Source organism: Paenibacillus sp. 22594 (assembly GCF_052044425.1).
Classification (GTDB): Bacteria; Bacillota; Bacilli; order Paenibacillales; family Paenibacillaceae; genus Paenibacillus_AQ.
On the sequence record NZ_JBQENA010000009.1, the window covers coordinates 206,396 to 232,650 of the forward strand.

Consider the following 26,255-nt stretch of genomic DNA (forward strand, 5'->3'; position numbering starts at 1 on the left):
AACCCAAAAGCCCGCGGTCAGCGGGCAATTGGGCAGTAGTATAGTGAGTTACATTCCAAGCTTTTTCTTATTTTCTTCGTATTTCGTCTGACGGTAAGCGTCAAAGGTCGCCTGACCTTCTTTTTCCTTCTTCGCAAGATACTCACTCCAGAGCTTATCGAACTCCGCATCGGAGGAAGCCATCAACAGCTTCGGCAGCGTTTTGCCACGCAGGCTTTTGAGCTTGGTGGCGATAATGCCTTCAGGCGAGTTGCCCGTAGGATCAATCTGCTGGAATTCCGAAGTGTTAACCGCTTTGCCGCGGGTCCAATCTTCCAGCTGTTTGAACGGTTCAACGGATTTTGGAGCCCATTGGTCCGTAATATTTGTATTTTGCATCATCCAGAAGGTGAAAGAAGATCCGTACTTCTTATCGAAGGCCGCACGGTCCTTATTCATTAAGTCAAAGGCTTCCGGCAGAAATTGGTCTTTACCGTCAATGGTATCATAGCTGACCCCTTTTTCACCCAGGAAAAGATCCTTGTTGCCTTCTTCACTGTTCAGGTAGCTGAGGAATTTAATCGCCCGGGCTTTATCCTTCACATCCTTGGAGATCAGGGTTACTGTCCAGCCCGAGATCCCCGGCCCGTTCAGTGCCGGAGGGTCCATCTTGGTGTTCGCAGGTCCTTCTACAGCGATATAGGTTTGTTCCGGATTCTTCTGATAGATGGTACCGAGCTGAGGAGCAAAGTCGGTACGTTGATAGAGCATGGCGAAATAGCGGCCTTGCGCAATCTTTTCTTCCATTTGAGCGCGCTTGTCAATGAAAATGTCCTTGGCCAAAAGTCCGTCCTGGTTGGCCTGGCGGAGCGTCTTCATCCAGCGTACATATTCAGGATCGGTTTCACGGTCATAGACCTTGCCGTCCTTTTCCCACGGAATGTTCAGGAAGTTCTGAATATAACCTTCCAGCGAGTCGTTGCCAGTCTCAGTGAACTCATGCAGACCGAGTGGAATAATCGGCTGGCCGTTAATCTCAGGGTATTTCTCCTTCGCCAGCTTCAGTGCATTCAGGAAGCCCTCCGGTGTGCGCATATCCGGGCTACCGATGGCTTCATAAATATCCTTGCGGACGACAAATGTCTGGTTGGAGACATAGTTTTTGCCGTATTTTTTATAGTCAGCAGGTGAAGAGGAGGAGTTAGGATAGCCGTATACATTGCCGTCCGGTTGTGTGTACCAGCCCAGCTTGTCGGCATCGGATACCTTGAAGAAGTACGGGTCATATTCTTCGGCCAGCTTGTTCAATGGAAGCACCAGCTCGCCCTCTACCATCTTCTTGATCGCATCTTCCCAGAAGCCCAGTGTAATGAAGTCAGGCAGCTTGCCGGAAGCAATCAGGGTATTGAGCTTCTCATTCTCATTCCCTGCGGGAACAATGAAGTTGATATTTACACCCGTCTTTTTCGTTACATATTGGGAGGTAGGGTCTACGCCCCATTTATTCGGAAACCAGGCGAAATTCAAATACCAGTCGAACGTGATCGGTGAGGTGTCGCTTTTCCAGCCCGGCTCATCCGCCGAGACCGCTGACGCCGCCGGTTCTGCCGGTGCTTTGGTGGCCTCTGCCGCATTTGTAGCGCTCCCTGCGTTATCCTTGCCATTGTTTCCGGCATTATTGCCACTTGAACAGCCTGTTGCCGAGAATGCCAGCATCAGCCCCAAGAGCAGCAGCACCATTGCTTTCGGCTTGCGTTTCATGCCCATGCTTATTTACCCCTTTTCTGAAATTGTAGTAAATTATAAGCTCAACTCCATAACCCTTCTGTGCCCGGGCGCCGGAGGAGTTACCTTTGTGGCTTGATCGCTTGGGTTTGCTTGGCTTGAAGACAAGCCTTAGCCCTTGATCGAACCGATCATCATGCCCTTTACGAAGTAGCGCTGCAGGAACGGATAGACGAACACAATCGGCAGCGTGGTGACCACCATTGTGGCCAGCTTGATGGACTGTGAGGTCACGCTTTTGGTAACACTGCTGCCCTGCACGGCCACCATCATCTGGCTAGAGCTGGACTGTGCTACCACCCGGAACAGGTAAGTCTGGATCGGCTGCAGGTCCGGATTATTCACATAGATGATCCCGGCAAAATAATCATTCCACTGATACACGCCATGGAAGAGGGCAATCGTCGCGATGACCGGCATGGATACCGGAAGCACGACCCGCAGGAAAATGGACCAGTCGTTGGCACCGTCAATCCGCGCCGCTTCCTCAAGACCCTCGGGAATTTCCCGGAAGAAGGTCATGAAGATAATGAGATCGAAGAAGCTGAACATCACCGGAATGATGTAGACCATGAAGTTATCCAGCAGATGCAGGTCCCGGTTCAGCAGAAAGGTCGGGATGAGGCCTCCGTTGAAGAACAGTGTAATCGTGCCCAGCAGGATATATAATTTGCCACCGATCAGCCCTTTCCGGGATAACGCGTAGGCTACCATCGCCGTGAAGAACACATGCACCAGCACGCCGAGCACCGTTTTGGCAACCGTAATTCCCATGGCCTGCATGATGCCCGGACTCGCGAACACCGCGTCGAAATTCTTCAGGCTGAACATGCGCGGCCACCAGTAAATCCCGCCCTGCATCGCATCATTTCCATCATTGAAGGCATTGATCAGCACGTACCAGATCGGGTAAAGCGTCAGGAAACAGACACACAGCATAATCAGATTGTTGACGATATCGAATAGGGCTTCGCCCTTCGTCTTGCGTTTGAGAGCAAACATTGGTTAAGTCCTCCTTGTCTAGAACAGCGACGTATCGTTGATTTTTTTGGATACCTGATTGGCAATTAGCAGTAGAATCAGTGCTATGACCGCCTTGATCAGGGTGACCGCCGCAGAGTAGGAGAAGCGGTTGGAGACTATACCTGTATAGTAGATGTAATAGTCGATTACGTTGCTGGCGCTGTCATTGAGCGAATTGCGCAACACCAGAATCTGGTCAAAGTTGGAGTTCAGCACACCGCTGACTGCCAGGATGAAAAGAATGCTGATCGTCGATTTAATCGCCGGCAGCGTGACAAACCACATTTTCTGGAATCGTCCGGCTCCGTCGATCGTCGCTGCTTCATACATTTCCGGAGAGACCCCGGAGATGGCTGCCAGGTAGATGATTGCGGACCAGCCAAGCTCCTTCCAGATGTCGGAGGAAATGATAATCGTCCAGAAATAGCTGGGCTCAGCGAGATAGGTAATCGGCTGATCAATCAGATGCAGCGACAACAGAATGTTGTTCACAATTCCCACATCCGCAAGCCATGTTGCCAGAATTCCGCCCAGTACCACCCAGGAGAGAAAATGCGGCAGATACGAAATGGTCTGGATCGTTTTTTTGTACCTTAAGGAACGGACCTCGTTCAGAAACAGAGCGAAAATAATCGGAAGCGGGAAACCGATCAGCAGCTTGATTAAACTGATGCCCAGTGTATTCTTGATAACATTAACCAGATCCTCGTCATCCATGAACTCCCGGAAATGCGTCAACCCCACCCAGGGAGCTTCAGCTATGGACTTCACAATGTTGTAATCCTTGAAGGAAATAATCAGCCCGTACATTGGAATGTAGTTGAAAATAATCATCCAGACCACGCCGAGCAGGGCCATTGTCTGTAAATGGCGCTGGGCCAGCAATCTCCTCCAAAGCGAGCTTTTTCGACCTGAACCGGTTTCGATTTTTGGCGAAAGAAGCGGCTGCATCGCCTGATTTACTTGGGTGCTTCTTTTGTTATCCATCCTATGGCCTCCAAAATCTATCTGTCTGCATTTATGTGAAGCGCTTACAGTTCCATGTGTTTATTGTATCGATTTTCGGATGGGGCTGTAAGGGTCCAGATTTCGTATTTGGGGGCTGATTTTTCGGCTATATGATTTGAAGTAAAGTGCGGCTGGTTCGGTGAAAACCGTGACTGCGGGAAATGTTTGGACTTCCGGTCGCTGTTGTATCCAGATTTCTTGATTCATACCGCTTCTAGCGGATGAAATCCGGACACAAAGGCGAACGCTGCCGCTCCTCCAGTTCCAAACTTCCCCTCCGCCACTCCCACCTTCTTAAGCTGGACTTTAAGTTCAAATGATATAGCAAATCAGGCGGAGTGAGAGGCAAAGAGAGGCCTGTTCAGCCTCTCTTTGCCTTCACTGTCCACCCTGAGCCTTGGCCACCTCGCTGTTCTAGGATTCAGTGGCGGCTGGTGGCTTAGGCTGCTTCAGTTGCTATGATGGCATCTTACTTACCAGCCTGCTTAATTGGAAAAAGTAGCACTAACCTGAGTGATACGACTATCAGATCATCTTATGTTGGAGAAAGGACACTTAATCCGGACAGCTTGAGCGAAAACAGCCGATGCTGCCCGGATTAGGTGGAGGAAATCCAACTAAACGTTGCTGTGCGGCTGATCTGGACTAATTAGTTGCAGAAATTCCACCTAGAATCCGGCCATTGAACAAGGAGCCGTGCAGTTTAACCAAGTTTACAGCCCGTTTTGCAAGCCTGGCAGGGTCCGTTACTCCAGCACCGCCCGGATTTCGATGACATCCCCCCGGCGCAGCGCCTCGGCCTCCGTACCGCGCAACAGCGAACCGGTGATCCGGCTCACGGTGCCGTCACGGTAGGTCAGCGCCAGGCTACGGATAGAAGCCCCTCCCTCACCAAAAGTATTCAGATGGCGCGGATTGTGATAGGTCACCCGGGTCTTTCCCAGGAAAGTGAAGGATACTTCCCCCTGCTCATCAAACAGCCAGCTTGGAAGTGCCGGGGCAAAGGACAAAGCCAGTTCCCCGTCTACCACCGAAAATACCCGGCTTCCGGCCATCATTGTCCGCCACATGCTCAGGAACTCTGCGGTGGAACCGCTAAGTCTGGCAACGAAGCCCCTTCCGTGCGTGCCTGGATCGGGATTGCCGCCCGTGGCAATGAAGGATGAGTTCTCCAGGGTACTCCGTCCATATACTGCAGGGTCGAGGAAAGGGATGAGCGAGGTTGTCAATTCCCCGTAGAATTCCTCATAGAGCCCCGCCTTCAGCAGCTCCAGCAAATATTTGTAGGACATATGCAGGAAGTTGGACTCCCGCTCCAGCCAGCCCGGGGTGAACGCGCGCATCCGTCCGATTTCATTGGACTCCTTATCCAGAGAGACCGATGTGCGGTACATCGACGTAACCGGATCATACAGCTCCGTTTGCTTGATCCGGTTATAAATATCCCGGGCCTCGCCCTCATTGTCCAGCGTCTTCAGCCAGCGGGCCGGCCCCTCCAGAAAGTACGGCAGCGGGAAGGCTTCGAACGCTTCCACCACCGCCTTGGGCAGACCATAACCGCTCATTACCGGCTGGCCGGCCTCGTCGGTCACCGCCTGAAACCGCGTAGCCTCAAAGCGGAAATAGGTTGGGGTCAGACCGCCGCCCAGTTCGACTGCAAGATTAATCCCGATATCGATCTTGCGCAAGAATTTGCCCAGCGCCTCAAGAATCACTGCAAGCGTTACCTGCCGCTCTTCCCCGGTGATACCAAAGCGGATATGCTCCCGGTAGGACTCACGTGCGGACGATACAGTATTCCAGTATTCAAACTGCGCAAGCTCTCCTGCCAGAACAGCGGTTGTCGCACTGTGCACCTGCTCCAGCAACAGGGACATTTCCGCAGGAAGCTTGGCGGCTAATTCCGAAGTTCCAGTCCCCTGCACATTGCTCTCCAGAACCTCCAGCAAAAAGACGATCATCCGCTTCAGCTCAAATGTCTCGCTCATCCCTGAACCGAATAACCCCGGCAGTCCGTTCATAGCGTCATTCCAGCCCGGCTTGTTGCCCTCCATCTCCACGCCCATGCCATAAGGGTCCAATGTGGCAAATTTGTTCAAGGCCAGCGACAGCATCTTCACGAACAGACTGGTACGGTAGATGTCTCCATGTCCGCCTCGGGTACGGAGCCAGTGCGTCTCCAAAGCCTTTCGCTTCAGCAGATGCAGCTTCTCCTCATCCTCCAGAAGAGCACCATATTGACGTACTCTGCCATCACTCAGCACATATTTCTCGCTGCGCGGCAGTACATAGGCCGGGCTGTCATAGAACGCATAACTCTCATCTCCGAAGAGCAGCTCCTGTCTGCATTCCGGGAAAATATCCAGATAGCCCTCCACCAGATCGAGGTTGTAGGTCCAGTGATCAGACCAGAAGCCTTCCCCGAAGGCTGCCTCAATATTCTGCTGAGACAAAGCCAGCACGCCGCTCAGGAAATCCTGCTCACTCGCCTTTAATGTAACGTCATGGTCGGCAATATAATTGATCAGACGTCCGGGAGTGAAACGGCCCGCGCAGAGCTTCATCAGCTCTTCCTGATGATCGGCAGCCGCCCCATGAATCCATTCTGCAAGCTGCGGCGACTTGCCTGGCAGAATTTCAAAGGTGGTCCCCTGTACACTCAGCGGATTGTAGCCATCCGCCTGAATCAGGCTGTAGAACATTTTAATGTTGAAGCTGCCGACCCGGGGATTGAAAAAGACATCATTGCGCCGGTTCTGGTTCATATCGCGGAAATTCCCGTTTCCCTGCGAGTAATACTCCGGTGCCAGCGAGAAAAAGTTGTAGTCTCGCTCCATGTCGCCATGCTTGCGCGAGAACAGGTGCACGACAAAACCTTCTCCTCCGTTGTCAAAAATGAACGGATAGCCGCCGCGCAGGAAATTATCCAGATAGGACTGCCGGCAGTACGCATCAAATATTGGCGAAGCGGTTCGGGTGTCAATATCCGCAGTCAGCTCGTCGGTCAGGCTGGCCGCTTCCCGGGCTTTGGACGTAATGTATTCATCGCGGCAGAGGGCTGCCGTTTTCCGGTTGATTTTATCGATATCGTTCACGTGCCCAATGATGGTATTCAATGTCAGCCTGCTGCCCGGAGCGAGCGTCCGCGCCGTGCCGCTGAAGCCGCAGGGAACCTTATTGACGGGATACTGGGGCTGTGCCAGCAGTTCTGCAAGCTCAAGACCAGCAAAACGCTCCGGAAAACCTAGGGAAGTATTGCCCCCAAACACCGTCTCGAAGTCCACAACCGGTGCCAGCCGCTCTCCTTCTGCTGTGAAGGACAGATAGAAATGCCCGCTGCGGATTTCGCTGACCTGGGCATCATCATTGGTGCTGGAGCGCAGCTTGTAGAACGGAATACCGTTATCCAGATTGTATACTTCCATCCAGCTGCGCAGCAGGTTGCCGATCTCCTTGTAACCGCTATTCTCTACACCGTACGGCAAAATCTCCGGCAGACCATCCAGAAGCTCCAGTTCAAGCTCACCGCCGCCAATATTTTCGATTTCTACGCGCCGCACCAACGCTGCATAGTCATCATTCGGCAGATTGAAATAGTGGACGGTTGTTTTTAATCCGTAACCCGCATGGGATTCCTCAATCGTCAGCCCGTTCGGAAGAATCGTCATCTTGCGTTTCGCATCGGAATCAGGCCGTGCCGACTGGAACGGTTCATATATTTCCGGATTACCCTTTATCTTGATGAATGTGCGGAAGCCGGACGAAGCTACGTTCTTGTAAGAAATATTCGCCGGTGAAAACTCCATGATCGGCGAGTTTTTGTCGCGTACCCCGAAGCTGGAAATTCCCTGACCCCGGTTCACATAAAAGGTCCACATCGGAATGCCCTTCAATCCGGCCAGTCCGGGCAGAAAGCTCGCAAACGGCTTGCCCTCATGAAACTGCTCAATCACAAAGTTGCCGGAATCAAAATAATAATGGCTCATACATTTGCCTCCTTCAAATTAAACTGCAGCAATAGACGCATTACGAAAAAATGAGATGTGTTGCAATGGAGTGCGGCGGCAGCTCGCATGCGGCCAGCTCATCGCCAAGCCCCAGAGTCACGCTACGCAGCTCTTCCCCCTCATTCATGAGGACAACGGCGAAGCTGCCGTCCGGATTGCGGAATGCAGTAGCCAGAACGCCTTCAGCGGCTGAATCCAGTCCAATACGCACAGCGCCGGGAACAATGAATTTACTGAAATGCCCGATGTAATAATAGGAGCTGTTGTAATGGACTTCATCGGAAGTTGTATCGGCAATCACCGGAGCATCGCAGAGATTGCCCACATGATTCGGCCCTCCGGTCTCGTCGAGCACCAGATTCCAGTCCAGATAACCTTCGGTCCAGGCATTCAGGTCACCGATCATATTCCGTCCATAGCGTTCACCCGTGAACCATTCGCCCAGACGCACACCGCCCTCCTGGCAGCCTTCCGTGAACAGCAGATGCTTATCCGGAAAAAGCTCATGCACCTTGGCCACCTTATCGAATTCCTCGCCGCCGTACCAGTGAATGCCTGTCCCCCATACATACCGGGCAGCTTCCGGGTCGGATAACACGGTGGAGGCGCGTTCGACCATGATATCGCGGTTGTGGTCCCAGATGACGATGTTCACATCCGCCATTCCCGCTTCATGCATCACAGGGCCCAGATGGGTTTTTACAAAATCCCGTTCCTCTTCCGCACTGTATACGCAGGAATCCCAGGTCTGTACGGCTGCCGGCTCATTCTGCACGGAGACAGCCCAGACCGGAATGCCTTCCTTGCGGTAGGCCTCAATGAATTTGGTATAATACCGCGCCCAGACTGCTGCGTACTCCGGCTTCAGCGAACCGCCGTTGTTCATCTCTCCATTGGTCTTCATCCAGGCCGGGGGACTCCAGGGGGAAGCCAGCATCGTGAAGGGGCCGCCCCGCACCTCCATCGCATCTTTGATCAGCGGAAGCACCCACTTGTGGTCATGGGAAATATCAAAAGTCGCCAGCTCCGTATCTCCCTCCTGCACATAGGTATAATTTCCGAGCGCAAAATCGCAGCTGTGGATATGCACACGCCCCATGCTGTAATTCAATCCTTCTTCAGGGTGAAAATACTTCCGGATGACCTCGGCCCGCTTCCCGGGGCTCATCCGGGACAAGGTATAGGCCGCCGCCTCCGTGAAAGCGCCGCCAAAACCAAGCATTTGCTGAAACTCCCGTTCCGGCTGTAATTGCACATCTGCGTGCTCTTCGGTTGTGCGGGCTCTGAATACGATTGCCTCTCCGGGGCTTAAGCGTTCTCCCGTATCCCTGGCAGTTACCACTGTGCGTGCCTTTGTCATTTCATCCAGCTCCTTTTTTATGCTTATATGATAATCGAAACCGGTTTCGATTATTTCGAAAAAAAATGCGCACCCGGCGGAACCTTTTTATTCCCCGCCCGGCGGCGCGCAGGAGTTCCGCACCACTACCTCTACAGGAAGCATCAATGCCTCCTTCTCTTGTCCTTTACCGTCGATGGAAGCGAGCAGAATCTCCGCCGCCCGGGTCCCGAGCCTTTCCGTATCCTGCCGGATGGTCGTCAGTGCCGGCGATACATAGGCGGCAAGCTCGATATCATCATACCCGATGACTGAAATATCCGAAGGTACAGAGAGGCCTTTGTCTTTGGCTGCCATCACCGCGCCCAGTGCCAGCAGGTCACCGGAAGCAAATACAGCCGTCGGACGCTCCGCTAGCTCAAGCAGCTTCAGCATTGCTGCATAACCGCTTTCCCTTGAAAAAAAAGCTCCCTCAGCGATGTAGCCGTCCCGCACCTCAAGCCCCTGCAGCTCCATGGCTGCTATGTATCCCAACTCGCGCTGGCTTCCTGGAAAGGAGTTCCCGCCTCCGGAAATATGAGCAATCCGCCGGTGACCCAAAGACGCCAGGTAATTCACTGCCAGCTGCGCTCCTGCCATATTATCCGAGCAAACCGTATGCGACTGCGCTGTATCATAGTCCAGAATAACCGTAGGAATATCACTTTCGAGCAGTTCCAGAAAATAAGGGTCGTCATAGTCGGACAGGAAGACCACAACCCCATCCACCCCGCGAATCCGGCAATTCTCCAGATATCCGCTCTGCTTGCCGCCGACATCCTTGGAAATGAACATCAGCGCATAGCCTTTGGCTACCGCAACCTGCTTGAAACTCTCAATGACCGCACTGAAAAATGGATGGCGGATCCCCGCACCGGTCTCCTCCACAAACAGCACACCGATAGTCCATGACTTCTTGGTAGTCAAGGTACGGGCATGCGCGTTGGGCAAATACCCCATTTCCTTAGCCGCCCGCAAAATATCCTGGCGGGTTTTCTCCCGCACATCGGAATAATTATTGAACGCCTTGGACACTGTGGTTGGCGAGTAGCCGGTTTTTTTGGCAATATCATATATCGTTGTCAATCCGGTTCACTCCCGCCGGCCCCAAATGAAAGCCCTTTTATATTCACTGCCATTCTAACGCCTTTGGACGCCGCCGTCCAGCAGAAATTAGGAGATCTGCACCTTACCCTGCCTGCTGTGTGATTCACCGCACTTTGCGCTATACTAAAGCTACCATAAAAAAGAAGGGGACTGGACAGGCGATTATCACGGCCTTCCACACATACCTATGACCGATACCCATCAGCCATTAACCAAACAGTGCGCCTACTGTCAGCAGTATAAACCTCTAACTGAATTCCGCAGGCGTACAGGCAAGCGCTCCAAGGGCCAGTCCCGCCGCGGTGCCTGCCGGGAGTGCCGCAAGGAGCTTCTGGCGCATAAACCCAAGCCTGCTGTGCGGGGAAAAGTAGCCACTGTGACTGCAGCCACCGTGATCTCCGATTCCGGATTGACCGATACGCTCGTGCTTACGCGGTATCCGCTCCCCCCGGACCCGGCTGCTTCAGCTTCCAAGTCCGCTGTACCTGGAGCCCATAAGGCTTCCTCGCCGGAACGCTCCAAGGAAGACCCAGCAGCTCCTCCGGCACACGGGATCAAGGGCAAAGCGCGGCCGCGCGGGGCCGACCCCCGCCGTAAGGCGCCACAGATTAGAGGACCGAAGCCAGATCCTCAGGATGCATCTGCACTCATTCCGTCGTCCAAAGGCATGATTCTCATGCGGGGCCACAGCGACAAGGGCCGGCGCTGGCATCAGGAAATCGATCTGGAACTTGCCGTAACGCTCGTCAGAGAGCATGCCGCTGTAGTGGTAAACCGCCGCACGATCCGCAGAATATACAGTAATAAGGATTTCCGCGCCTTTATTCTGACCAGGGACAAGTATACCTGCCATTTCTGCGGCTTGTACGGAGATACCATTGATCATTTGCTGCCGCGCGCCAAAGGAGGCCACACTACGCCGGACAACTGCGTCTGCGCCTGCAATCTGTGCAACCAGACCAAAGCCGACCAGTACGTGGAGGAATTTATGGGGCGCTAAAAAAGCGCTCCCGGCTCGGGAGCACTCCTATAATTTACGTAATATGTTTGACCCGTCCGACTTGGCCGTCAGCCAGCCGTACCTTGATACCGTGCGGATGGCGGGGCGAGTTGGTTAATATATCTTTGACTACGCCATGCGTAAGTTTGCCGGTAGCCTGATCCTGCTTCAACACAATATCCACCTCAAGTCCGGCACGGATATCCGCTCTAACTTGTCCGTTCATGATGCGCTCCCCTTTCTTAAGTTATAATGGAGTTACTATATTTCAGATTAAGGATAAGGATGAGACAACAATGGCCTTCGGTATTAATAGAGCAGAATTGACCCGCTGGAAACAGGCGGTCTCCGCAGGAGAGATCGCCTTCCTAACCCATTATTGGCTGGACCCGCGATTCCCGGGGATGACCACTGTAACCAAAGTCGGCTGCAGCAATCTGGACCGCCTGCACAGCTGGTGCGAGCAGCATGGGCTGCCGTCCCGGTACATTCATAACCGCAAGCCTTTCCCGCATTTCGATCTTATGGGACCGAAACAGCCGGAAATTCTCCGGCAGGAAGGGCAATGGGAGCAGCTCGAAAGGTTCCATATGCTCTGATCCGCAGATGAGCGCATATGCTTCCGATGTCCATAATACAAGCTGCGGACTATTTCTTATTCTTCAGATCCTTCATAATCTTCCGTCCGGTTGGAGTCTGGGCCAGTCCGCCCCCAGCCGTCTCCCGGTGCTTCTCCGGCATGGCCGAGCCAACCTCAAGCATGACCTTGATGACCTCATCGGATGGAATCACGCTGCGTACCCCGGCCAATGCCATATCGGCAGCAGCCAGCGCCGTAACGGCTCCGAAGCCGTTGCGCACGATGCAGGGAATCTCTACAAGTCCGCCCACAGGATCACAGATCAGCCCCAGTGTATTTTTGAGCGCGAGGCCAACGGCATGCACGGCTTGCGCCGGGGTTCCTCCGCGCAGTTCAGTGAGTGCTCCCGCTGCCATTCCGATAGCCGAGCCGACCTCTGCCTGACAGCCGCCTTCCGCGCCTGAGACAAACGAATTATTGGCAATCACATATCCTATAGCTCCGGCGGCGAACAGACCGGATACCATATAGTCATCATCCCAGCCGAAACGCTCCTGGCAGCTCAGAAAGACGCCGGGAATAATTCCGCAGGAGCCGGCTGTCGGTGTGGCGATAATGCGTCCCATGGACGCATTGACCTCTGATACAGCCAGCGCATAGGCCATGGCCTGACCGGCAGGTCCGCCGAGACAAGGCTCATCCGCTGCGTTGTAGGCGGCAACCCGCTGGGCGTCCAGGCCGGTCAACCCGCTGCGCGAGGTGGTATCCTCAGTCATGCCACGGTGGACAGCTTCTTTCATCACGCCATAATACTGGCTCATGGTAGCAAATTCCTGTTCCTTGGACCGTCCGGATTCTTTGCTCTGCTCCTCCAGCATCAAGGCGCCGATATCCATTCCCCGTTCCTCGCATAATACAGCCAGCTGGCTTAAGGTTTGAAAATTCATGGTGTGTTGTCCTTCCCTTTCTGTTCTTGCAGAGTTTCATTCAGATCCACCACTTTGACGGATTGGACAGCAGGCAGAGCACTCAGCTCTTGCAATAGCTCAGGAGTCGCAGATTCATCCAGCTCCAGAACCGTCAGAGCCGCACCGCTGCGGTTTTTACGGTCCAGCGACATATGCCCGATATTGAAGTGGCCTCTGCGCATGACATCCGTAACACTGGCGAGCACCCCCAGGTAATCCATATGATTAATCAGCACCGTGGGATACATTCCTGTAAGCTTAACTCCGAATCCGTCTATATCAACAATTTCGATATTTCCGCCGCCAATGGATATTCCGGTCAGCGTTAATTCCGTACCTGTCTGAGCACCCGTCAAACGCAGCCGTACTGTATTGGGATGAGGGAAGAGCCCCGTTCCCTGACCGAAGGAAATAGCCATCCCGGCTTCTTCAGCGAGCTCGATGGAATCGGGCAGACGGGAGTCATCCGTAGCGAAATCCAGCAGCCCCCCGGCAATCGCCCGGTCTGTTCCATGCCCTTGATACGTCGCAGCAAAAGAGCCGAAGAAAGTCACCTCGGCCTCAGACGCTGGCTCACCCAGCACCTGCCGGGCAGCCCTGCCGATCCTCGCCGCACCTGCTGTATGCGAGCTGGAAGGCCCGACCATGGCCGGACCGATAATTGAGAATACATCTTTGAACCGCATTGTTCAGATCTCCACCTATCAAAATTCGACAATATACTTCACTTCTATATTATACTGCAGCAGCGTAAAAGCTACACCATGACATTATCTGTTACGTGAAAAGTATTCCGGGAGAACAGGAGAATACCCTCCCGTTCCTGCCACCCGATCCCACCCCAGAAGCTGCGGCCGAGGCTATTACCCTCAATCACCATCAGATGACATTTATCGATACCCTCCTGCAGCAGCTTGTCCAGACAACGTGAAACCAACCCACGGCCGACTCCCTTGCCGCGGTTGTGTCCGCTGACCGCGACATGATACATATATCCCCTGCGTCCGTCATGTCCGCACAACGCTGTACCGGCAAGGGTGCCGTCTTCGTTCTCGCAGACCTGGCTCATTCCGGGGTTACGCTCCAGATAGCGGAGAATTTCTTCCCGGGAGTCCGCAGCACTTAGGTTCATTCCCGGCGTATTCTCCCATAACTGATATGCGGCTTCATAATCACCGGCAATCATGGGTCTGTAGTTCATTCTCTTTCCCCATTTCCATTTGGATTTAGTATGTATGGATAAGCACGTTGGCAAATTGCGGCGAGCTCTTCCAGAGTCAGTCTGCCAAGAGACAGCATAGCCTCGTAGGGATCGCCTTCCAGCCTCAGCAGCTTGGCAAAAGCGGGCTCTGTCTTCATGCCTCCGGACTTCAGAAAGAGCACTTCTTCTCGAAAGCCGGGCCCCAGCAGGCTCAGTATCCGTCCTTCCACCTGCATATGCAGCCAGGCATTCTGCTTCTCCGTGGCTAAGGGCTGGCCGAACAGCTCGACCTGCCACCCGCCTGCCCGGAAATTAATCTTAGTGCGGATGATCCCCTCTACCGTACGGGTGACCGCACAGAACTCCTCCAGCTGACCGAAATGACTTCGGGCCTCAGCGATAAAACGCCGGGAATCATGCACCTCACAAATAATATCCAGATCACTGCCCTCCACCTGAATTCCCAAGGGGACCGTTCCCGCCAGTAGCGGATGATATTCCGCCAGCAGCTCCATGATGCGCAGCTCACGCAATAAACGCCGTACCTCTCTCAGCACTTCGTTGCCCCGCTCCCCCTCAGCTCGGCCAGAACCGCCGTTCCTCTCCAGCATCGCTTCACCTCCTGTTGTACTCGCTGATCCTTTTAATCTATCATCCAATTTCCCCAAGTGCAGCAACTTTGATAACCGGTTTCTTATCTTCTGTGAGGCAGCGGACAGCAGAGGCGCACGCTTTTCTGGGCGCATGCATAAAAATATACAGGAAACCAGAACGCATCTGAGGAGTGTCGCTAATGAATCCTGTTTACCCCTATTACGGGGAACGTACGGTCTGCCGTGTGCAGCCTATAGGCTTCCCCCCGCAGCACCAGGACCGCCAGCCGGGCCTGGAGAGTCTGATGCAGCCCCGGCCCATCAGCGAGAACCCGGAGAGCCGCGGCAGCGGAAAGCTGAGCGGCAAAGTGGCACTCATCACGGGCGGAGACAGCGGGATCGGTAAAGCCGCTGCGATCGCTTTTGCCAAAGAAGGGGCCGACGTCGCCATTGCCTACTTATACGAAGCTTCGGATGCGGAAGCCACACAGCGGCGTATTGAAGAGCTGGGGCAACGCTGCCTGAGGATTCAGACGGATTTGCGGTATAAAGCAAATTGTACTCAGGCGGTGGAACATACCGTGAAGACCTTCGGCAAAATGGACATCCTGGTCAACAATCATGGTGTGCAGTATCCGCAGCAGAGCCTTCTGGATATCTCGGAGGCGCAGCTCTACGAGACGTACCGCACGAATATCTTCCCGTTCTTTTTCCTGACACAGGCTGCACTTCCGCATATGGAACGCGGGGCAACGATCATCAATACAGCTTCTATTACGGCTTATCAGGGAAAAAAAGACCTTATCGATTATTCGTCTACCAAAGGCGCTATTGTCTCGTTCACCCGCTCGCTCGCCCTGTCGCTGGCCGATCAGGGGATCCGTGTAAACAGCGTGGCTCCCGGACCCGTATGGACCCCGTTGATTCCTTCCAGCTTTTCTGCTGAAGAGACCAGCGTTTTTGGTAGCGACACCCCATTCAAGCGGGCTGCCCAGCCCTATGAGCTGGCCGGAGCCTATGTCTATTTAGCGGGTCCCGATTCCTCTTATGTCACTGGAACCTGTATTCATGTTAACGGAGGGGACATGGTTACAAGCTAAACAGCCGCCGAAGAAATGGATGATCCCGGCAGCCGTGTTCACTTCCCTGAAAGGATGTTAAATAAATGAACAAGATAAAGGATTACAATCTTCCGTCCGTCCGTCTAAGCGCAGGGATGTACGCATTAACTAAACTGTCTGCCGCCGGTTTGACATTTATGCTGGTCTCCCTCGTGATGCTGGGATTCCCGCATACCGATGGCGTCCCGGAAGGCTGGCCAACCTCAGTGCCTTACGCCATCTATGCCTACGGACTGCCGGCTGCGCTGGTCGCGGATGCGCTGCTTCGCGTGTTCCGCTCCACTTCGCTCGTCCCGGCCCTCTTCCTGTACGCGGCCGCCGGCTATGGTGCAGGCCTGTGGATCGCCTCGGAACAGGGAGGGGATGCGGTAACCTGCGGCATCGCCGGAATTTTCGCTCTGCTGCTGTTCCGGCTTGCACAGCTGGCCGGAGAGCGCCAGCCGCTCCTGCTCCCGGTATTTGCCCTGTTTGTCCCGCTGCTCTGCCTGGTGCTGTTCTAGGCTGCACTTAGGGGGGATGTCCCCTCCGCTTAGCTGCATTTGCGCACCCGCGAACGCACGGTGAGTTGGGATGTGTTGTGAATACCCCAGCACCGTTAGAGCCTTGCAAACGTATAACACCGCCCTGCCCTCCGGGCTCAGAGCGCCTCGATGATATCCCCGGCGGTCAACGCCGCCGGATCATGGCGCAGGCAGGCCGCTCTCTCACCCGCCAGCCCGTGCAGATAGACCCCAAAGGCCGCTGCCTGCGCGGCATTCAGCCCCTGTGCGAGCAATCCGGCAATCATGCCGGTCAGCACATCGCCCGCACCGCCGGTTCCCATACCCGGATGGCCCGTGATATTCACATAAGCCTCGCCCTCAGGCGTTGCAATGACCGTGTGAGCTCCTTTGAGCACTAGGGTAACCCCGTGCTCCCGGGCATAAGCCAGTGCCAGACCGATCCGGTCCCGCTGCACCTCAGCCGTAGATAGCCGGGCCAGCCGGGCCATTTCCCCCGGATGAGGTGTCAGGATCACCGGATGGCGGCGGCTTGTCCAGGAGCTGTACTCACTGTCCGCCAGAATGTTCAGTGCATCGGCATCGATGACCAGAGGAGCTTCGATGCCTTCCCACAGCGCACGCAGCCATTCCCCGTCGCCTTCAAACCGGCCAAGCCCCGGTCCTACGGCGGTGACATCTCTTCCGCTGCTGAGCCGCAACACTTCGGCGGCAGTCCCGGCGCTCCAGGCTCCGTCCTCTCCGCCGGCCGCTGCCAGCATCAGCTCCGGGGCCGCTCCGATGACATAGGGAAGCAGCATCGTAGGCAGCGCCCAGGTCACCAGGCCGCAGCCGGCGCGCAGCGCAGCGCGGGAAGCGAGCAGGCCGGCGCCGCTCATGCTTAAGGTTCCTGCCGCCACCAGTACATGCCCGTAGGTGCCCTTGTGGCCTTCGGGCGAACGGCGGCGCGACACGTCGACCTGCAGACGTGTCCGCAGCACCTCCGGCGTCAGCAGGCTGGCCTGGACGCCGCTCTCCCGGGCCAAGGCAGCCGGGATGCCGATGGAGCGGACCACCACCTGCCCGGCGCTCGCTGCGCCGGGATACTGCAGCAGCCCGCGTTTAAGGAACGCGAGGCAGACCGTCACTGCCGCATGAATGCAGGGCTCATGCGCCTGGCCTGTGTCCGCATCCAGCCCGCTCGGGATGTCTGCGGACACAATAGGTCTGCCGCTGCCGTTCGCAGCGGCAATCAGCTCCGCATAGGCACCGCGCGGGGCTCCCGCGCTGCCGGTGCCGAGCAGCGCATCCAGGATGCCGCTGCATGCGGCAAAGTCCACCCGGTCCCGGCCGTAGACTACGGCGGGCAGGCCCATGGCTGCTGCAGCATTCTGCTGCAGCGCGGCTTCGCCGGCCAGCGACTCCGGCGCGGCCGCATACACCAGCGTGACGGCGATACCCGCCTCACGCAGATGCCTTGCGGCGGCGATGCCGTCGCCGCCGTTATTGCCTTTGCCGACCAGCACGAGCCAGTGCTCGTCGCCGCCATGCTCCAGGGTCAGCGCGGCATCGCCGCTGACCGAGAATAGCGCACCGTGTTCCCCGGTGTGCCCGTCCCATGCGCGGTTCCGGCAATCCGCGCCCGCCGGGTTTCCGGCCCCCAGAGCATCTCCAGCTCTATCCGCTCCTGCCGGACACCCTGCCTCCAGAGCTCTATCCGTGCCCCTCACATACCAGCCATCCGCCGCATTAGCTCCACCCGCCCGGAAACCTCCATCAACCGCCGGATGCCCAAAGCCCGAACCCTCTGCGAACACACGCCTCCGCCCACGGCAAAAGCGGACGATCTCTTCCGCAATCGCCCGTCCGGCATTCTCCATCAGCGCAACCGCCGGAATGCCCAGCCGTTCGATCGTCGCGCGGTCCAGCTCCCGCATTTGCTCCGCAGTAACCAAATACATATAGTTCCGTCCCCTCTCCGCCGTTTCAGACCATGATATTCGCCGGGCCGGCTGCAGAAATTTGAATGTCCTCATTTTCTATACAGGGTGTACCCGGCTCCACAGCCGGCGTATCCGCCCGCAAATAGTCACCCGGCATCGCCGGTGGAGAGCAGAGCTTGACCCGGATTTATTAAAACGGCAACACGATTAAATCACTCTTGGGTGCTCTCGTCAACACCCGGCTCTTCTCGGCTCCGACCAGAACATCATCCTCAATCCGTACTCCGCCAATGCCCGGCAAGTACAGACCCGGCTCAACCGTCATGATTGTATTCTCAACAAACGAGTACTCAGCCCGATAACTGATATAAGGCGCTTCATGAATATCCAGCCCGATGCTGTGGCCGGCACCGTGATTGAACAGGTCATTCACATTTTCTCTTATGAAGGGACTGCGGATAATTGAATCCAGCTCCTTGCTTATCATGCCGTGACGAATTGCGTTTACGCCTGCCAGCTCCGCCTCCAGCACCAAATCATACATTTCTTCAAGACGCGGATGGGGCTGGCCTACCGCAACTGTTCTGGTGATATCTGAGACATACCCTTGGAAGGTTGCGCCAAAATCCAGTATGACCATATCTCCCTGTTCGATGACTTTCCCGCTTGCCTCACCATGAGGATAAGAGGAGCGAATACCTGAGGCAACGATCGTGTCGAAGGAGGTCTTCTCCGATCCTTTCTGCTTCATGAAGTATTCCATTTCAGCAGCTACCTGCTTCTCCGAAAGGCCCGGACGGATATAATTTAGAATGTGTATGAACGTCTGATCAACAATTTTTACCGCCTCTATGGTCTTGCGGATTTCATCATCGTCCTTTACAGCGCGGAACTCCTCCACCCAGCCGTCTGCTGTTCTGGCCTTCACTTGAACTAGCGATTTGAAATGCTCTCCATCGCTGTAGCTCAAATGTCCCCCTTCAAATCCAACCTCTTGAATGTTTTGTTTGTGGATGATTGCCGCCGCTTCATCTAGTAGTGATTGTTTCCAGCATACAATCTGAATCCGGTCGCTTAGCTCCTCGCGGGCCTGCTCCACATAACGGCTGTCCGTAATAAAATAGATTTCATTTGCTGTAAGCAGCAAAGCTGAATCTTCTCCTGTAAACCCGCATAAATAGCGGACATTTTTAGGATTGCTCACATATAGGGCCGGAAGATGCTCATCTGACATTTTTTTCAACAAACGTTCAATCCGATTCATCTTGCATTACTCTCCTTCTTCATAACAGAAGGGAGGAATGTATTAATCCCTCCCAGCGTCTTGTCATATAGTTTTATATAGTTTTTATATACAAATGATAGTGCTCATGGTTCAATTCAGCCAACGGAGCAAATTCAAGCTTCTGATCTTTATAGATAAAGCGGTTGGAGTGTGCAACCCGTTCAAATTGCTCCGTAATATTTCCCTCATGGACCGGTAGTTCGTAGTACTCCTTCTGAGGTGACACAGCAGCAAGAATATAAGGGCCAAAGGCTACCGAAGCGAGATCGGCTTGATCCGGTGTATATTCCAAACGCAACTCCGGATTAAACTTGATGCTCACTTTTTCGCCCTTGCTCCAGTTCCGGGACAGAACGATGTATCCGTTTTCTTCTACAGCCTGAACTTCTGTGCCATTCACATAAGCCAAGACCTTTCCCTGATGCCAATAGGGCTTGCGGATCTTCAGGCTGGTTCTCGCCAGCGTCTCAATGTTAAGCTCAAGCTCACCGGTGAACACCTCAGGAACGGATTGTACAACTTTCAGTCCCTTCTCCGCATCCTCCAGGACAGACGAAACAAACAAATTGACATATAAGGAATCCGCATCCTCGAAGAAAATCGCCTCGGCATACTTGAAGTGGTTTTCCAGGCCCGTCCCATGACAGCAGGAGTTCTCCTCATCGAACCCTTTTTGTCCGCCCGGAAGGGTCGGCATAAAGTAGGTGCTGGCACCCAGGCATTCATGATCCGTTGAAGAAAGAATATGGTTGATCATGGTTCGCTCGTAATAATCCATATACTTTACATCCTTCTCATACATATATAGCTGCTTGGTCAGCTTCAGCATATTGTAAGAGGCACAGGTTTCAGCCGTATGCTCCGTAAGATGTGCGCCTATTTTGTACGGCTGCTTGAACATTTCCCCTTCACCGGTTCCGCCAATGGAGTAGATATGCGCATCCACAACCGATTCCCAGAAGAATCTGGAGAGCTCATAATATTTATCTTCTTTTGTAGCTTCGAAAATTTTGAAGGCTCCGACGATTTGCGGGATGTGCTGATTGGCATGCATCGCGCCCAGAGCATCCACCTGCTGCGTCATCGGAAAGAACAAGCGGTCATTATCGAACAGCTTTGCCGCAAGAATATGATGTTCCTTATGGGTATAAGTAAAGAGCTCAGCCAGGGATTCATTGATGCCGCCGTATTCTCCGGCAATATACATGCTCCACATTTTCTTCAATTGCCCCTGCGGCAGCGCGCTTAAGCGGTTGTAGACCCAGTCTCCCAGCTTGTCGGCGATGGTCAGCGCCAGTCCGATGCCCGCAATATTATAGCCATCCAATAGACCGGCCAAAATTTTGTGCAGGGTATAATACGGAGCCCAGATTTCCGGATAACGTGTATATACCTCCAGCAAATCAAACTGCTCTTCGGAATATGCGCTAATAAATCCGTAATGGTAGCGGTCATCCGCCTCAAAGGCCAACTGCACCTTGTTCAACTCTTCGATCATGTAGTTCAATTTTGTGTAAATCTGCTCATTGCCGGTTGAGGCATAGCATAAAGCCAGGGCAGAGAGGTAGTGCCCGGTGGTATGCCCTTTCAGCAAGCTGTCCTCCGAGTCCCAGCCAATCATCGCCGGAGCATTTGCTGTGTCCAGACCGGCGGCCTTCCTGAAATTGTACAGCATTTGGTCATCGTCAACCGTAAGCAGAAACTCCAGTCTCCGGTCCTGGGCAATTTTTGGCAAGGAGGAGCCTTCCAGGTGCACCTTCTTAGTCGGGACTGCATTCAGTTGTTGCTTTCTATCGCCCGTTTTGGGAGTGCTGTTCTCTATCAGGATAACGGCCTCTACCTCATAGATCGTATCCGTCAGAATGCCAAACGCACTTTGCTCCCCGATATCAGCATAATTCCGTTTGTCGCCCCCACGCCATGTCACCGAATGGGCCAGTACATCTCCGCTTACCGTTTGAATGGAGACAACGGAAGGCAGATGAAATTCCTTGTTCACTTCACGCCGAATATAAATTGGGAAAATCTTTTCAACCTGGATTCTATTCTTCTCCTCCAGGATCTTCACTTCAAAAACCTTTTGAAGACTCGCCCCACCAAAACTGAAGGTGGCGGTCACAGGAACGACCCGGTCCCCTTTACCATACTCAGGCTGGTGTACTTTCCCGGAACCGTCAATCCAGCGATCATCTTTCGAGACCCAAGTAATTTGCGAACCGTTTTTGCCTTCGGTCGGCAAGGTGATATCAAACTCTACAGTTTTGAGATTTCCAAGATGCAGGGCCTCAATGTCCTTTTGGACAATTTCCAGAGCACTCAATGTATTCGACATCGGCTTTCCTCCTACGCGTACTTTTAATCGCTTTCACATCATCCATGTTACAAGAAATAAAATTTACTGTCGGTAGTTGAAAAAAAGAATAGGTGGATTATATTTACTATATGGCAATTTCGAATATGGGAGGAGCTTAAGCTATGTACTTCGTTGATAAGGAATATTCAGGTCAAGCAGCCCTCATTTCTGCCGGAACTTTTATTTCGGATCGGCCCTGGATTCATAAAGAAAGGATCATCGACAGCTATGAAATTATCAGTCCTATAGATTCAACCCTGCACATTGATTGCAACAATACCCCCTACGCTATTGAATCCGGTGAGATTCTTGTGATTCCTCCGCACACGCTTCACCGGGGACTCAAATATTGTGAAGGCCGGATCAAATTTCACTGGCTGCACTTCGCAGCAAGCAATCTGCAGCTCAGGACTGAAGCGGAGGTCATCCAGGAAATTAACGATAACAATCTGGATGAAATGATTGTTCTGCCCGTTTACACCAACAAAATCGACTCCAAACGCTTTCACATCATGTTCAATCAGCTGCTCGACTTGTATCAGAAAAATAAAAGACAAACCTACTTGAATGCTTATCTGACCTGTCTATTACACGAATTGACCTCGGAAATCATGGATTATCTTATCCAGAAAGAATTTAACGGCAACCGGCTGCAGCCCATCCAGGACTGGATCAGAATCCATGCCTTTGAGGATATTACGCTTGAACATATTGCCGATCATTTCAAATATAATAAAAATTATTTATCCAGAATTTATAAGAAAAATACGGGGATCGGGATTTCGGAGCAGATTATCAAATTCAGACTGAAGCATGCGAAAGAACTGTTAACCGAGACGGATCTAAGCATTAACGAAATCGCCTCGGATGCCGGATATGAGGATTCGAAGTATTTCATGCGTTTGTTCAAAAAATATGAGAGTGTCACCCCCACCGAGTATCGAAAAACCTTTTTTTACAAGCACTATAATAAAAAATAATGGAATGCTGCATAGTCCACTTTAAGTAAGGTTTGCGCTACCGTTTTTCAGAGAAATTGATGCTATCCTAAAAGTAAGCGGTTTCCGCAAAACAACCTTACAGGGGGATTCTATGATAGAACATGCTGAATTGAACATTTCTGCCGTCCGATTTATTGATCTCCAAAGAATCGAAATCTATTGGAACGCTGATGCAAAAGGGGCCAATGATCCGGGGTCTTTTTCAGTGGAGCTTCATGGAGTGAAGCAGCCGCTGTGCAATAACGATGATCCCGAAGCCTGGGACACCCGTTGTGTATACGAGAAGTCTAAACGGAGAACCACCCTAAGTCTGCAGAACCCCATACAGTTTAGTGATTTAGGTAAAGTTACGCTATCGGTCGTTGGGCCAACCATTCATCACTCCTATCCTGTTAAGAATCTGGAACACTTCTATACCCGGTTCACCCGCACTACATCAGGAATTCTGATTAAATCCTCGGCCCGGGTTGACTATGCTGTACATGAGAAGGCATGTGAGATGATTGAAATCATGTTATGTAAAAGGCCTGAGATCGCGAAGAAGATGGCAGAGCTTCATGCTGCCCTGGCTATTTATGGCCTGCAGGAAGATGCATACGACATACCGGAGCATCGCGGCGGAACGGATTTCTTACAATATCCCGTAGAGGGCTTCGGCGGAACTCCAACCATCCCCGTGACTTCGGTATCGGAAAAGAATGTTATGCGTTATGTAGAAGGTTCCGCTCAGACCAAATACAAAAATGAATCCATTGTGGCCCATGAATTCGGGCATGCCGTCCATTTAATCGGTATTAATAATCTGGAAGACCAGACATTAGCCAAGCAGCTTGTTGATGCCTATGAGCATGCTGCCTCGAATAACCTTTGGCCTGGAACCTATGCCATCTCGAATTACGAAGAATACTTCGCGACTCTAACGGCCATCTGGTTTAATGTTATGGCCGAGAGCAGCGATGGTACGTGGGATGGCGTCCGTGGCCCGGTCAATACCCGTGAGGAATTGAAAGCGTATGATCCTGTCGGCTATGCCTTTTTTGAGTCGATTTATCCAGACCGTTCTTTCCCTGAGCCCTGGAGCAGCACACCGAATAATTTCCCCGTTCCATTGGCCTGAGCGATCTACACAAGCAACCCCCGAACCTTCAGTTGGTGAAGGTCCGGGGGTTGCTTGGTTGGCGCTGCTGTTATTCAGCTTCCAGTATGAATAATCTGGATAGGAAATCTCCCCGCGGGACTTTGGAATGATAGTCGCCGGAAGTGCTGTCATTCAGCAGGATTCCAATTTCCATCCATTCGTCGCCATAGCCGGAATGTTCGTAAGTATTATCGGTTATACGATACTTTTTACCTTGATCCAGACCGGCAAGTCTCAACCGCGTATACCTGCCGTTTACTGCAGTAAGCGTTCGGTAATAGCCTACAATGGCGCGGTTTTTATCCTTGGATAACACCATCCATGCAGTTATATTCCCGTCAAACGGACTAGCCAGCCGATAGAAGGTGCCCTGATGAATAAGCTCGCGGTTCTTTTTCATAAACTCGATTTGCTCCCGGACCAAGGCCTCTTCAGCCGCAGGCAGCAGATTCAGGTCCAGCTCATAGCCAAAGGTGCCAAAATACGCTACATCCCCCCTTGTGGCAAGCGAGGTACTGCGGTTCGTTTGATGGTTGGGAACCGCCGACACATGGGAACCCATGCTGCCAAGCGGATAGAGCATAGAGGTGCCATATTGGATTTTGAGCCGTTCGATGGCGTCCGTATCATCTGAAATCCAGCCCTGCGGACAGAAATACAGCATACCCGGATCAAACCTTCCCCCGCCGCTGGCGCAGGATTCAAACAGCACCTCCGGGAATTTCCCAGTCAGGCGGCCGAACAGCTCGTACAAGCCCAGAATATATTGATGATACACTTTCCCTTGAAAATCGCTGTCTCTCCCGGCAGAAAACACTTCCGACATGGAGCGGTTCATATCCCATTTTACGTAGGAAATATCCGACTCAGACAGTACCTTGCTGATGGTTTCATCCAAATAATCAATAACTTCAGCCTTCGTCAGGTCCAGAACGTATTGATTTCTGCCCGGGCTCATGGAACGGTAAGGAACTGACAGAATCCAATCGCTGTGCTTCTGATACAGTTCGCTTTCTTTACTGATCATCTCCGGTTCAAACCAAAGGCCGAATTTCAGGCCTATGTCCGTTATTTTGCGGGCCAGACCGGAAATTCCGTTCGGTAATTTATCCGTATTGGGATACCAGTCCCCGAGCGAAGTCGTATCTGTATTGCGCTTGCCGAACCAGCCGTCATCCAGAACAAATAATTCAATTCCCAGTTCAGCGGCTGAACGGGCGATTCCCATAATTTTCTCTTCATCAAAATCCATATAAGTGGCTTCCCAGTTATTAATCAGAATGGGACGGGGCCGATCCCTCCACAACCCCCGCACCAATCGGGTCCGGTAGAGCTCATGGAAGGTCTGACTCATCTGGTTCATCCCTTTATCCGAATACACCATGACCACTTCAGGGGTCTGAAAATCCTCTCCCGGCAGCAAACTCCAATCGAAGCCATTCGGGTGAATCCCCATCATCACACGCGTGACATCATACGTATCCGCCTCCACTTGAGCGAGGAAATTGCCGCTGTAGACCAGACTGAGTCCTATAGCTTCTCCAAGAAACTCCGTCGTTTCCTTCCTCTTTAAGCCGATAAACGGATTATAATTATGACTGCTGTGTCCGCGCAGGCTATAGATGCTCTGGATGCCGCGATGCAGCGGATGAGTCTGAATATGCCGTTCCCTTCCCCATGCACCGGTTAAATCGATCATTACATAATCCTGATCCGGAAGATCCAGATTCAGGCTCATCGCAGATTCAAGCCGGATCGCTTGCTTGCCCAGGTTGCTTATCTTTATATTTCTGGTCAGGACAGGCAGGCTGCTGTAGAGGGTATACTGCAATTCCACTTGGCAATCCAGCCATTTATCCATTAAAAAAACACGGAGGGTCTGTGCTTCATCCTCATTCTCGACATACGTCGCAGGAAGTCCTTCAAGCAATGGCTTGCCGGAGACGATCTCATGGCTTACGTACTCGAAGCAGGTTGTATGGCTGCCATCCTCCTGAAGGATATGCAGTCCGCAATTTCTCAGATCCCCGGCTCCGTATACAGAAATCTCTTGTTTGACCTGTTCAAGCGAAAATTTGGCATTCCCCTCGAAAACACAGGGGGACATATCGCGGAAGCCCAGTTCCAGAAGATGTGAGAAGTCCTCCTGATCGCGGATTGTTTTGCCATAATATAAGTGCCCCGGCTGATTATTGGGCATGATGGAAAAAATATAACTGATCTCATCATTATACAAGTGGAATTGTCTCGTTGTTTCATGAAATATTATTGGCATGGCCCTAAGCTCCTTTTAAGAAAGTGCCGGC

The 26,255-nt window shown here is 52.9% G+C and carries 21 protein-coding genes; 6 read left to right on the top strand and 15 right to left on the bottom strand.

Features of this window, described 5'->3' with window-relative positions; translation table 11 throughout:
* Positions 1-48: 48 nt before the first annotated feature.
* The 6 genes from ACTJKB_RS24960 to ACTJKB_RS24985 form a co-directional block, all read right to left on the bottom strand.
* Positions 49-1,746, bottom strand: coding sequence for an extracellular solute-binding protein (locus ACTJKB_RS24960; protein WP_440837038.1), 1,698 nt, complete (start codon positions 1,744-1,746; stop codon positions 49-51).
* Between the two features lie 129 nt (positions 1,747-1,875).
* Positions 1,876-2,766, bottom strand: coding sequence for a carbohydrate ABC transporter permease (locus ACTJKB_RS24965; protein WP_440837039.1), 891 nt, complete (start codon positions 2,764-2,766; stop codon positions 1,876-1,878).
* An 18-nt stretch (positions 2,767-2,784) separates the two neighbouring features.
* Entirely contained in the window at positions 2,785-3,738 is a 954-nt protein-coding gene (locus tag ACTJKB_RS24970; RefSeq protein WP_440837079.1) for an ABC transporter permease, read from the bottom strand.
* A gap of 803 nt (positions 3,739-4,541) precedes the next feature.
* Positions 4,542-7,781 carry a cellobiose phosphorylase gene (locus ACTJKB_RS24975; RefSeq protein ID WP_440837040.1) on the bottom strand — a complete coding sequence of 1,080 codons (3,240 nt, stop codon included), beginning with the start codon at positions 7,779-7,781 and terminating at the stop codon, positions 4,542-4,544.
* A gap of 40 nt (positions 7,782-7,821) precedes the next feature.
* Positions 7,822-9,162, bottom strand: coding sequence for a glycoside hydrolase family 30 protein (locus ACTJKB_RS24980; RefSeq protein WP_440837041.1), 1,341 nt, complete (start codon positions 9,160-9,162; stop codon positions 7,822-7,824).
* An 87-nt stretch (positions 9,163-9,249) separates the two neighbouring features.
* Positions 9,250-10,266 carry a LacI family DNA-binding transcriptional regulator gene (locus ACTJKB_RS24985; protein WP_440837042.1) on the bottom strand — a complete coding sequence of 339 codons (1,017 nt, stop codon included), beginning with the start codon at positions 10,264-10,266 and terminating at the stop codon, positions 9,250-9,252.
* A gap of 208 nt (positions 10,267-10,474) precedes the next feature.
* On the opposite strand from ACTJKB_RS24985, the gene ACTJKB_RS24990 reads away from it, so the two are divergent.
* The gene (locus ACTJKB_RS24990; protein WP_440837043.1) at positions 10,475-11,287 is read left to right on the top strand and encodes an HNH endonuclease; all 813 of its coding nucleotides are present in this window, start codon (positions 10,475-10,477) and stop codon (positions 11,285-11,287) included.
* Positions 11,288-11,321: 34 nt separating this feature from the next.
* Here ACTJKB_RS24990 and ACTJKB_RS24995 read toward each other — a convergent pair whose 3' ends face one another.
* Positions 11,322-11,513 carry a YwbE family protein gene (locus tag ACTJKB_RS24995; protein WP_020426781.1) on the bottom strand — a complete coding sequence of 64 codons (192 nt, stop codon included), beginning with the start codon at positions 11,511-11,513 and terminating at the stop codon, positions 11,322-11,324.
* 70 nt (positions 11,514-11,583) lie between these two features.
* On the opposite strand from ACTJKB_RS24995, the gene ACTJKB_RS25000 reads away from it, so the two are divergent.
* Positions 11,584-11,886, top strand: a complete 303-nt coding sequence (locus ACTJKB_RS25000; RefSeq protein ID WP_074086701.1) for a hypothetical protein — start codon at positions 11,584-11,586, stop codon at positions 11,884-11,886.
* A gap of 49 nt (positions 11,887-11,935) precedes the next feature.
* Here ACTJKB_RS25000 and sdaAA read toward each other — a convergent pair whose 3' ends face one another.
* From sdaAA to ACTJKB_RS25020, 4 genes are all read right to left on the bottom strand, one after another.
* Positions 11,936-12,814: an L-serine ammonia-lyase, iron-sulfur-dependent, subunit alpha gene (gene sdaAA, locus ACTJKB_RS25005; protein ID WP_440837044.1), complete on the bottom strand. Its 879-nt coding sequence runs from the start codon at positions 12,812-12,814 to the stop codon at positions 11,936-11,938.
* Positions 12,811-13,521, bottom strand: a complete 711-nt coding sequence (gene sdaAB / locus ACTJKB_RS25010; protein ID WP_440837045.1) for an L-serine ammonia-lyase, iron-sulfur-dependent subunit beta — start codon at positions 13,519-13,521, stop codon at positions 12,811-12,813. Before sdaAB ends, sdaAA begins: the two co-directional genes overlap by 4 nt.
* A gap of 71 nt (positions 13,522-13,592) precedes the next feature.
* Positions 13,593-14,036: a GNAT family N-acetyltransferase gene (locus ACTJKB_RS25015; protein WP_440837046.1), complete on the bottom strand. Its 444-nt coding sequence runs from the start codon at positions 14,034-14,036 to the stop codon at positions 13,593-13,595.
* The gene (locus ACTJKB_RS25020; RefSeq protein ID WP_440837047.1) at positions 14,033-14,647 is read right to left on the bottom strand and encodes a DUF4269 domain-containing protein; all 615 of its coding nucleotides are present in this window, start codon (positions 14,645-14,647) and stop codon (positions 14,033-14,035) included. Before ACTJKB_RS25020 ends, ACTJKB_RS25015 begins: the two co-directional genes overlap by 4 nt.
* 182 nt (positions 14,648-14,829) lie before the next feature.
* Between ACTJKB_RS25020 and ACTJKB_RS25025 the strand changes: the two genes are divergently transcribed.
* Complete coding sequence (locus tag ACTJKB_RS25025; RefSeq protein ID WP_440837048.1) at positions 14,830-15,729, top strand: SDR family oxidoreductase; 900 nt, start codon at positions 14,830-14,832, stop codon at positions 15,727-15,729.
* A gap of 65 nt (positions 15,730-15,794) precedes the next feature.
* Positions 15,795-16,250: a hypothetical protein gene (locus ACTJKB_RS25030; protein WP_440837049.1), complete on the top strand. Its 456-nt coding sequence runs from the start codon at positions 15,795-15,797 to the stop codon at positions 16,248-16,250.
* A 137-nt stretch (positions 16,251-16,387) separates the two neighbouring features.
* Here ACTJKB_RS25030 and ACTJKB_RS25035 read toward each other — a convergent pair whose 3' ends face one another.
* From ACTJKB_RS25035 to ACTJKB_RS25045, 3 genes are all read right to left on the bottom strand, one after another.
* Entirely contained in the window at positions 16,388-18,190 is a 1,803-nt protein-coding gene (locus ACTJKB_RS25035; protein WP_440837080.1) for an NAD(P)H-hydrate dehydratase, read from the bottom strand.
* 172 nt (positions 18,191-18,362) lie between these two features.
* Entirely contained in the window at positions 18,363-19,436 is a 1,074-nt protein-coding gene (locus tag ACTJKB_RS25040) for a M24 family metallopeptidase (RefSeq protein ID WP_440837050.1), read from the bottom strand.
* A 73-nt stretch (positions 19,437-19,509) separates the two neighbouring features.
* Positions 19,510-21,789, bottom strand: coding sequence for a beta-L-arabinofuranosidase domain-containing protein (locus ACTJKB_RS25045; RefSeq protein ID WP_440837051.1), 2,280 nt, complete (start codon positions 21,787-21,789; stop codon positions 19,510-19,512).
* Positions 21,790-21,932: 143 nt separating this feature from the next.
* Here ACTJKB_RS25045 and ACTJKB_RS25050 point away from each other — a divergent pair, with 143 nt between their 5' ends.
* Both ACTJKB_RS25050 and ACTJKB_RS25055 read left to right on the top strand, forming a co-directional pair.
* On the top strand, positions 21,933-22,790 hold the full coding sequence (locus ACTJKB_RS25050) for a helix-turn-helix domain-containing protein (protein WP_440837052.1): 858 nt from the start codon (positions 21,933-21,935) through the stop codon (positions 22,788-22,790).
* A 112-nt stretch (positions 22,791-22,902) separates the two neighbouring features.
* Positions 22,903-23,928: a hypothetical protein gene (locus ACTJKB_RS25055; protein ID WP_440837053.1), complete on the top strand. Its 1,026-nt coding sequence runs from the start codon at positions 22,903-22,905 to the stop codon at positions 23,926-23,928.
* 70 nt (positions 23,929-23,998) lie between these two features.
* Here ACTJKB_RS25055 and ACTJKB_RS25060 read toward each other — a convergent pair whose 3' ends face one another.
* Complete coding sequence (locus ACTJKB_RS25060; protein WP_440837054.1) at positions 23,999-26,224, bottom strand: alpha-galactosidase; 2,226 nt, start codon at positions 26,222-26,224, stop codon at positions 23,999-24,001.
* Between the last annotated feature and the right edge of the window lie 31 nt (positions 26,225-26,255).